This window comes from Bradyrhizobium sp. Crot121, assembly GCF_059512385.1.
In genome coordinates this window covers 1-8,987 of record NZ_JCAMOR010000146.1, presented here as the reverse complement: position 1 = coordinate 8,987, position 8,987 = coordinate 1, and the positions used below count along the sequence as shown (strand labels likewise).

Genomic DNA, 8,987 nt, shown 5'->3' with positions numbered 1-8,987 from the left:
GCTCCTCCTTGCCGATCAGTTGACCTGTTACCCATGTCGCCGGTCTATTCTGTTACCTATGTAGCCGGTTAGGACCCGGCGCGACCTCTCCCTTCGGGAGAGGTGAACTTGCGGCCAAGCCGATTCAACCAAATGACATCGCGCTCTAGCCCGCCAGCGCGCGAACGGCCTCGGCGACGCTATGGAAGACGTGGTTCTGCGGCAGCGTGCGATAGAGGCCGAAGCGCTCAAATGCCTGTTGGGCGCGGGTCGATTCGAGGCGAGCGATCGCGACCGTCACGCCTTCCTCGCTGCATTCACGGAACAGCGCGAGCAGCGTTTGGGCGGCAGTGAAATCGATCTCCACGATGCCGCTGGCTTCGATCACCAGCAGCCTTGGCTTCGGTGTTGCCGTCCTGATGACCTTCAGCGCGTCGGCGCGGAAACTCGAGGCATTGAGAAACGATAGCGGCGCCTGCAGGCCGACCACGGCAACTTTCGGGTCGCGCTCGCCCCTGATGTTCGGATTGGCCGGCCACCAGATCGTGGTATCAGGTACGCGGTCGAATACGACGAGCCGCGCCTGCGTCGTGCTCCAGATGCCATGCAGCAGCGAGAGCGCGATGCCGACGGCGACGCCTTGCTCGATCGGCAGGATGATGATCGAAGCTGCCGTTGCCACCACAAGCAGAAACTCGCCGACCGACTGGTGAAAGATCGCTTCAATCTGCCTGAAGCGAATGATGCGCAACGCCACGAAAAGAAGGACGCCACCCAGCGCAGCCTCCGGAACGTGATGGAGCAGCGCGGCGCCGAACGCCAGCAGCGCCAGCACGATCGATGCGGCGAACAGTCCCGATAGCTGCGTGCGTCCGCCGGTCGCGGCCACGATGCCGGTTCGCGGCGGGCTCGCGTCCACCGGAAAGGCACCGAACAGGCCTGCAAGAAGGCTGCCGGCCCCGGCGCCGAGAAAATCGCGATCGACATCGGCAGGCTGCTCCGGATCGGAAGGAAATGCCCGCGTCGTCGCCGCGGTCTGCACCATCACGACCATTGCGATCAGGAGAGCCAATGGCAACAGCTTGACCCATCGTTCCGGCGAGATTTCAGGAAACGATGGCATCGGCAGCGTGCCCGGTACGGTGCCGACCACGCTGACCCCCTTGCTCTCCAATCCGCCCCAGATCACCGCAGCGGTCGCCGCCACCAGCGCGACGAGTGCGCCGGGAATCTTGGCGCTGATGGCCTCGGATCCGGCAACAAAGGCCAGCACGAAAAGCCCGATGCTGACGCTGTAGAGATTGGCGGCAGGAAGATGCTCCGCAATCTCGGCGATCCGCTCGATCATCGGTCCTTTCGGTGGCGGTGCGCCGAGCACGACGGGGAGTTGCGCAACCATGATGTGGATGGAGATGCCGGCAAGAAAGCCGACGGTGACCGGGGTCGACAGCAGATTTGCAATCCAGCCGAGGCGAAACAGGCTACCGACGACCAGGATCGCGCCGACCATCAGCGCCAGGGCCGCGGCAAGCGCGAGATGCTCCGGGGAGCCGGCGGCTGCCATCAGCGCAAGCCCGCCGGCGAAGATCGGCGTGATCGTGGAGTCGGCGCCGCACGACAGAAGACGGTTGCTGCCCAGCATGGCAAAACCGAGCGAACCTGCCATGAAGGCGAAAAAGCCGATCTGGGGGGTGAAGCCGCCAAGGCGCGCAGTCGCCATCTGCTCCGGTATCGCGATCGCGGCCAGTGTCAGGCCTGCGATAAGGTCGCCGGGCAAATCGCCCGGCCGGAACGCGGCCAGCGAGCGGAAGATCGGCCAGGAGCGGCCTGCTGTCCCAGGCGTGTCCTCGGCCATCGGTCCTCGGTGCGATCAGCGCTAGCGTAAGGGCCGCCCACTATTCGACATCGTGATGCCAAAGGCCAGCCTTGCTTTGGCGCTGGCATAAGCCTCAGCCGATATTCTGCAGCGCCGGAAACGTCTCGAGCAGCCAGATGCTGACATTGGTGACGGCACCGGTGAGAAAGCCGATGCCGGTGATGATCATCAGCACGCCCATGACATGCTCGACCGTCCGCAGATGCCGCTTCATCCGCGTGAACAGTGACGAGAACTGTTCGACCGCAAATGCCGCGAGCAGAAAGGGGATGCCGAGCCCGGCGGAATAGATCGCAAGCAGCATGGCGCCCTTGGTCACAGTCGCCTCGGCTGCTGCGACCGAAAGGATGGCGGCGAGGATTGGGCCGATGCAGGGCGTCCAGCCGAAGGCAAAGGCGAGCCCCATCACATAGGCGCCCCACAGCCCGACCGGTTTCGGCATGCTCATCCGCCCCTCGCGCATCAAGATCCCGATCCGCGTCAGCCCGAGGAAGTGCAGCCCCATCACAATGATGACGATGCCGGCGACGATGGAGAGCTGCGCCGACCAGGCGCGGACCAGCCCGCCGATCAGGGAGGCGCTGGCGCCGAGCGCGACGAACACGGTGGAGAAGCCGAGCACGAACATCAAGGCCGCCGACATCACCGCGCGCCTCGAGGCCTTCATGCTCTCGTCATGGGCGACATGCTCGATGGTCGCGCCCGTCAGATACACCAGATAGGGCGGCACCAGCGGCAGCACGCAGGGCGACAGGAAACTGACTAGTCCGGCGATCAAGGCTGCCGGGATCGAGACATCGTGCATCAACTGACCTTCGAGAGCGACATCTGGCGTGGCAACCTATTGACGTGGACGGCGACAAGTTTCCAGAGATTTCATGCGCTCAAAGCCCAAGAGATCGGTCACAGGCCCGTGTCCGGGCAATGTTCGCGAATCGTCTCCGCAATTCTACGGGATAAACGCTGGACAAGCCGGTGCCGTCAGGCTCAAACTTCAATCCCGCGACAAGCCTCGGTCGTCAGCCGGGAAATAAAAATCATGCGGACGCCTGCGATTCAGAGATGGGCGCCGCAAAAAGGAAACGAACGGGAGCATCACATGGCTGTTTCACGCCGCAACCTGCTGTTGGGAAGCGCCGGCGCCTTGGGCGCCGCATCATTTTCATTCCCGAATCCTGCCATTGCCCAATCCGAGCCGATCAAGATCGGGTGCCTCGCAGCGATCACCGGCCCGAGTTCCGCGCCGACCGTCGGTTTCAACCGCGGCATCAACTTTGCGGTGGACAGCATCAATGCGGGTGGCGGCGTCAAGGGCCGCAAGATCGAGCTCGTCATGCGCGACACGCAGGGTGATCCGACCAAGGCGGTGAACGCGACGCAGGAATTGATCAGCCAAGCCAAGGTCCACGCCATCTGGGGGCCGGTCAATTCCGGCGAAGCGCTCGCCACCACGCCGATCATGGCGCGCGCCAAGATTCCGGACATTCATCCTTGCGTGGTCGAAACCCTGATCGACACCACCAAGTATCCGAACGCTTTCCGCATGGCGCCGTCCAACAGCCAGTGGGACGACGCCGTCCGCAATTACTGCCTCAACGTGCTGAAAGTGAAGAAAGTTGCCGTCATCGGCGATACCACGGGCTATGGCGTGACCGCCGTCGGCGCCTCGGTGGCGGCGTTCAAGAAGGACGGCGCCGACGTCGTCTACCAGGCCAATATCGATGCGACCCAGCCGGACATGACGCCGGACATGCTGCGCGCCAAGAATGCGGGCTCCGAGGCCATCGTGGTCTGGAGCGTCACCACCGGCATGGAGGCGCGGATGTTCAACACCCGTGCCGCTATGGGCTGGGACGTGCCGTTCGTCGGCCATCCCTCGCTGGCCTCGGGAGAGCTCGCCGGCCTCGTCGAGAAGCCGGAGAACTGGAAGAAGGTTTACGCGGTCGGTTACAAGAGCTGCAGCTACGATGCAGCCGGCAAGCTGCCGCCAAAGAGTGAGGAGTTGGTGGCGCGCCTGGCCAAGGCGAATATTGCGCTCAACGACACGCTGTTGTGGTGGGTCGCTGGTGGCATCGACGCGATCGAGCTGATCGCCAAGGCGGTTGCCGAGAGCGGTTCGACCGAAAGCGCCGGACTCATCAAATACTGGAACACGCTGTCGAAATATCCCGGCTATTTCGGCACCTACACCTTCACGCCGACGCAGCATAACGGCTATCCGACCGAAGAGATCGTGATGTCGGAGGCCTCTACCGCCAAGAACGGCACCTTCGCACTCGCGCCGGGCTATACATAGGCCGGCGGCAGAGGGTGCATCCCATGCTCGCCTCGATCCTCGCATCCGGTCTCGCGGCGGGCGCGATCTACGCGCTCGTCGGCGTCACCTACAACACGATGTTCTCGACCTCGCGGGTGATGAGTTTCACCGCAGGTCAGCTTGCCATGCTGGGCGGCGTGCTCGGCTCGATGTTCACCTTGAAGATGGGCATGCCCGTCATCGTGGGCTTCGTGCTGACGCTGGCCGCGTGCGCGATCGTCGGCATCATCACCGAATTCGTCGCGGTGCGGCCGGTTTTGAAGAGTCTCGACCAGCATCTCTATGTGCTTTCGACGCTGGCGCTGGCCTTGATGATCCAGCAGGTCGCGGCGATCAAATGGGGCACCGAGCCGCAGCCGTTCCCGCGCGTGATCGGGCTCGGCAGCGGCGTCTGGGACGAGAAGTTCTGGCTGCCGGTGGTTGCCTGCGCGGTGACGATCGTGGCGCTGGAATATCTCTACCGCCGCACGCTGGTCGGCCGCGCCTTCGTCGCGATCGCGGAGGATAATTTCGCGGCGAGGGCGCTCGGTCTTCCCGAACGCAATCTGCGGGTCGCAAGCTATGCGCTTGCCGGGGTGATCGGCGGCATCGCCGGTTTCTCCGGCGGCCAGCTCCTGCTGGCGTTCTTCGCCAATGGCGCGCTGCTCAATTTCTACGGCTTCGTGCCGGTGGCGCTCGGCGGCCTCGGCAACAACCGCGGCGCCATCTTCGGCGGGCTCGCGCTCGGCCTGTTCCAGCAGGCGGCGAATTTCCTGGTCGGCGGCATCTTCTCTTCCGTTGCCGTGTTCACTCTGTTCATCGTGGTCCTCTTGGCGGCGCCCCAAGGCCTGTTCGGCGGAACCACGGCGCGGAGGGTGTGATGACGGCTGTCACTGCAACCTCTGCCCAAACTGAAAGCGGCGCCTGGCGCGCCGCCTTGCCGCACGTCGCGCCGTTCCTCGGCATCCTCACGCTCGCATTGCTGCTGCCGTTTGTCAGCAACGACTATTGGGCGCTGATCGGCACGCGCATGGCGATCTATTGGGTGCTGGTCTCCGGCCTCAACCTCGTGGTCGGCTTCGCGGGCCATCTTGCGATCGGCTATGTCGCGCTATTGACGCTAGGTGCCTACACGACGAGCGTGCTCGTCGCCGGCAATGTCACGCCGGCAGTGCCGGTTTTCCTCGCGCTGCCGATTGCCGGCTGCGTCGGTGCGCTGTTCGGCGTGATCGTCGGATTGCCGGCGTTGCGCCTGCGCACCTTCTATTTCGCGATGTCGACGCTCGGTTTCGCCACCATCGTGACGCAGATCGCGCTGGCCTGGCAGAGCGTGACCGGCGGCGGCATCGGCATCGCCGGTCCGGAATTCCCGCCGCCGTTCGATACGCCGTGGGGCTTCTACGCACTCTGCGTCGCGTTCGCGGCGGTCGCCACCTGGATGAGCGCCAACATCGCCCGCAGCCGATTCGGCCGCGCCCTGATCGCGGTGCGCGACGCCGAGGTGGCGGCGGAAGCGACCGGCATCTCCAAGCCGAAGATGCTGATTGCGATCTTCCTGTTTGCGGGCGCGCTGGCCGCGATCGCCGGCGGATTGTTCGCGACGCTGCAGACCTACATCACGCCCGATGCCTTCACCTTCGACCTGTCGGTGCTGTTCTTCATCGCGATCCTGATCGGCGGCCGCGGCTCGATCCTGGGGCCGATGCTCGGCACCATCATCCTGACCATCCTGCCCGAGATTGCCGCGCCGCTGGCGGCATGGTCGACATTCCTGTACGCCGTGCTGCTGCTCGTGATCGTGCTGGTGATGCCCGGCGGCATCGCGGCGCTGCTCGACTTCCGCAACCGCCGTCCGCTTGCCAGCAACCGCGCCATCGTGCCGCGTCCGGCCGTTCTCGCCGACATCGTCCGCCGCCGCAGCGGGGGCAAGCACCTGAAGCTGCGCGACATCGCGCTGAGCTTTGGCAATGTGAAGGCGATCGACGGGCTCGACCTCGACGTAGCGCCAGGCGAGATCCACGGTCTGATCGGCCCGAACGGCAGCGGCAAGACCACGACGCTCAACGTCATCTCCGGCTATTACGCCGCTAAGGCCGGCACGATGACGCTGGGCGATGACATGCTGCCGCCGGGCCAGCCGGCATTGCGCGCAGCTTGCGGCATTGCGCGGACGTTCCAGACCCCGCGCGTGATCGGCGAGGCCTCGGTGCTGGAGAACGTGATGATCGGCGGCTCAGTGGAGGGCAGGGCGACCTTCGTCGAGGCGATGCTGTCGGCCCCGCGCAATCGCGAGGACGAGCGGATGCTCGCGGCGAAGGCGCGGGCGCTGCTCGGCGTGGTCGGGCTGGAGACGCTGGCGGAGGTGCGCGCCGACCGCCTGCAGCACAGCGAACTCCGCTTCATCGAGATCGCGCGTGCCTTGATGCTCGATCCCGATTTCCTGCTGCTAGACGAGCCCGCGGCCGGCCTCTCCAATGACGAGATCGAACGGCTGGCGTCCCTGATCAAGGCGATTAGCGCACGCGGCACCGGTGTCCTGCTGGTGGAACACCACGCCGATCTTATCTTCGACATCTGCCACCAGGTCACCGTGCTCAATCTCGGCCGCACGCTGGCGGCGGGCACGCCGGCCGAGATCCGCGTTCACAAGGAGGTGGTCAGTGCGTACCTCGGCGGCTGAACCTCTGCTCTCCGTGACCGCGCTGGAATCCGGTTACGGCAAGATCCGCGTGCTTCATGGCATCGATTTCCAGGTCGCCGCCGGCGAGGTGGTGGCGCTGCTCGGGCCCAACGGCGCCGGCAAGACCACCATGCTGCGCGCGCTGTCCGGATTGCTGCCCGTGACCGCGGGACAGGTGCGCTTCGACGGCCGCGACATGACCAACGCGACGCCGCGGGACGCCGCGCGTGCCGGCCTCGTGCATGTGATCGAGGGCCACCGTGTGTTCACGCAAATCTCCGTCACCGACAATCTGCTGCTTGCCGGCTACGACGTGCCGCGCGCCGAGCGTGCGCAGCGCGTCGAGGAAGCGCTGGCGTATTTCCCCGAGATCGCCGAGAAGCGTCACGAGCGCGGCGGCGCGCTGTCGGGCGGGCAACAGCAGATGCTCACCGTCGCGCAAGGCCTGGTACGCCGCCCGCGGCTGTTGATGCTCGACGAGCCCTCGGCCGGCCTGTCGCCGGTGCTGGTCGATCGGGTCCTCAACGTCATCGGCCGCTTGCGCGCACAGGGCACCGCGGTTTTGCTGGTCGAGCAATTGCTGGAGAAGGCGCTGGCCACGGCGGACCGCGTCTACGCCCTGGTGCAGGGGAATATCGTGCTGGAAGCGTCGACCGAGGAAAGCAATCTGGCGCAGCGGCTGGAGCGCGCCTATTTCGGCCATGAGAGCCACGCGCTGGTGACCCCTTGATGCGGCTTCCCTTCTTCTACGGCTGGATCATCATCGCGGTGACCTTCGTCACCATGGCGATCGGCGTCAATGCGCGCACTGCGTTCTCGCTGTTCTATCCGCCTGTTCTCAGCGAGTTCGGCTGGGATCGCGGCGTCACCGCCGGCGCGTTCTCGTTCGGCTTCGTCGCCTCCGGCATCGCCAGTCCGTTGATCGGCCGCCTGATGGATCGCGCCGGCCCGCGCGCGGTGATGGAACTCGGCGTCGCGCTGATGGGCGCAGGGTTCCTGCTGGCGCCGCTGACGACGCAGCCCTGGCATCTCTATCTCAGCATCGGCGTTCTCGTCGGCGCGGGCAGCGTCTGCCTCGGCTATTCCGGTCAATCATTCTTTCTGCCGAACTGGTTCATCCGCCGTCGCGGTCTCGCGATCGGGATCGCCTTTGCCGGTGTCGGCATCGGCTCGGTGACCTTGCTGCCGTGGGTGCAGCACATGATCGAGGGTACCGGCTGGCGCACTGCCTGCACGGCGATCGGCATCCTCGTGCTGGTCGTGCTCGCGCCGATCAATCTATTGGTGCGAAAACGCCCTGAAGATATCGGGCTACTGCCGGACGGCGACGCCGCGCCGACCGCCACTTCGGCAAAGCCGGTGTCGAACATCGTCGATCCCGTCTGGGCCGGTACCGACTGGACGCTGTCCCGGGCGCTCCGCACCGCGCGCTTCTGGTGGATCGCGCTCGGCTATTTCTGCGGACTTTACATTTGGTACGCGGTGCAGGTGCATCAGACCAAATTCCTGCTCGACATCGGCTTCAGCCCGAATGTCGCCGTGTGGTCGCTTGGCGTCGTCAGCCTGCTCGGCATTCCCGGCCAGATCTGGCTTGGCCATCTCTCCGACCGGATCGGGCGCGAAACGGTGTGGGCGATCAGTTGCGCTGGCTTTGCGATCTGCTTTGCGAGCCTGATGGCGTTGAAATATGCGCCTGTGTTGCCGCTGGTCTATCTGATGGTGTTCACGCAAGGCGCGCTCGGCTACGGCCTGACCTCGGTGATGGGGCCGGTCGTGGTCGAGATCTTCCAGGGCAGGCATTACGGCAGCATCTTCGGAACCATCATGCTGGCCGCGCTTGCGGGGGGCGCCGCCGGCCCGTGGGCGACGGGACTATTGTATGATTTCACCGGCAGCTACACGGCGGCCTTTGCGATCAGCATTGCCGTGAGCGCGTTGTCCGCCTTCGCGATCTGGCAGGCTTCGCCGGGAAAGGTCCGTGCCGTGGCGGGCCGTTTGCACACGTTGCAAAGCCGTAGCCCGGGTGAAGCGTCAGCGTAACCCGGGGCCGCTCGCGCGCTGACGCAGGGTCCCGGGTTACGCTAGGTCGTGTGGACAGTTACCTTATCCAGAGCAGAGTAGCGGCAATGGTGACAACGGCGAAGTAGTTTCGCGCG

The 8,987-nt window shown here is 65.1% G+C and carries 7 protein-coding genes; 5 read left to right on the top strand and 2 right to left on the bottom strand.

Annotated features, from left to right (window positions below):
- Nucleotides 1-145 precede the first annotated feature (145 nt).
- Nucleotides 146-1,834, bottom strand: a complete 1,689-nt coding sequence (locus AC5ZGW_RS44390) for a SulP family inorganic anion transporter (protein ID WP_130230770.1) — start codon at nucleotides 1,832-1,834, stop codon at nucleotides 146-148.
- Nucleotides 1,835-1,928: 94 nt separating this feature from the next.
- Nucleotides 1,929-2,660 carry a cytochrome c biogenesis CcdA family protein gene (locus tag AC5ZGW_RS44385; RefSeq protein ID WP_130230768.1) on the bottom strand — a complete coding sequence of 244 codons (732 nt, stop codon included), beginning with the start codon at nucleotides 2,658-2,660 and terminating at the stop codon, nucleotides 1,929-1,931.
- A gap of 294 nt (nucleotides 2,661-2,954) precedes the next feature.
- Here AC5ZGW_RS44385 and AC5ZGW_RS44380 point away from each other — a divergent pair, with 294 nt between their 5' ends.
- Genes AC5ZGW_RS44380 through AC5ZGW_RS44360 form a run of 5 tightly spaced genes read left to right on the top strand, consistent with a single transcriptional unit; the run spans nucleotide 2,955 to nucleotide 8,871 of the window.
- On the top strand, nucleotides 2,955-4,151 hold the full coding sequence (locus AC5ZGW_RS44380) for an ABC transporter substrate-binding protein (RefSeq protein WP_245475131.1): 1,197 nt from the start codon (nucleotides 2,955-2,957) through the stop codon (nucleotides 4,149-4,151).
- 23 nt (nucleotides 4,152-4,174) lie between these two features.
- Nucleotides 4,175-5,032, top strand: coding sequence for a branched-chain amino acid ABC transporter permease (locus AC5ZGW_RS44375; protein WP_130230767.1), 858 nt, complete (start codon nucleotides 4,175-4,177; stop codon nucleotides 5,030-5,032).
- Entirely contained in the window at nucleotides 5,032-6,831 is a 1,800-nt protein-coding gene (locus AC5ZGW_RS44370; protein ID WP_130230765.1) for a branched-chain amino acid ABC transporter ATP-binding protein/permease, read from the top strand. Before AC5ZGW_RS44375 ends, AC5ZGW_RS44370 begins: the two co-directional genes overlap by 1 nt.
- Nucleotides 6,812-7,561, top strand: a complete 750-nt coding sequence (locus AC5ZGW_RS44365; RefSeq protein ID WP_165435612.1) for an ABC transporter ATP-binding protein — start codon at nucleotides 6,812-6,814, stop codon at nucleotides 7,559-7,561. The genes AC5ZGW_RS44370 and AC5ZGW_RS44365 overlap by 20 nt, the downstream gene beginning before the upstream one ends.
- On the top strand, nucleotides 7,561-8,871 hold the full coding sequence (locus AC5ZGW_RS44360) for an MFS transporter (protein ID WP_130230761.1): 1,311 nt from the start codon (nucleotides 7,561-7,563) through the stop codon (nucleotides 8,869-8,871). The genes AC5ZGW_RS44365 and AC5ZGW_RS44360 overlap by 1 nt, the downstream gene beginning before the upstream one ends.
- Nucleotides 8,872-8,987 lie beyond the last annotated feature (116 nt).

What these genes read in the sequence shown, in the direction of transcription:
- AC5ZGW_RS44390 (WP_130230770.1), bottom strand. Translation starts at nt 1,834, where the DNA reads ATGGCCGAGGACACGCCTGGGACAGCAGGCCGCTCCTGGCCGATCTTC.
- AC5ZGW_RS44385 (WP_130230768.1), bottom strand. Translation starts at nt 2,660, where the DNA reads ATGCACGATGTCTCGATCCCGGCAGCCTTGATCGCCGGACTAGTCAGT.
- AC5ZGW_RS44380 (WP_245475131.1), top strand. Translation starts at nt 2,955, where the DNA reads ATGGCTGTTTCACGCCGCAACCTGCTGTTGGGAAGCGCCGGCGCCTTG.
- AC5ZGW_RS44375 (WP_130230767.1), top strand. Translation starts at nt 4,175, where the DNA reads ATGCTCGCCTCGATCCTCGCATCCGGTCTCGCGGCGGGCGCGATCTAC.
- AC5ZGW_RS44370 (WP_130230765.1), top strand. Translation starts at nt 5,032, where the DNA reads ATGACGGCTGTCACTGCAACCTCTGCCCAAACTGAAAGCGGCGCCTGG.
- AC5ZGW_RS44360 (WP_130230761.1), top strand. Translation starts at nt 7,561, where the DNA reads ATGCGGCTTCCCTTCTTCTACGGCTGGATCATCATCGCGGTGACCTTC.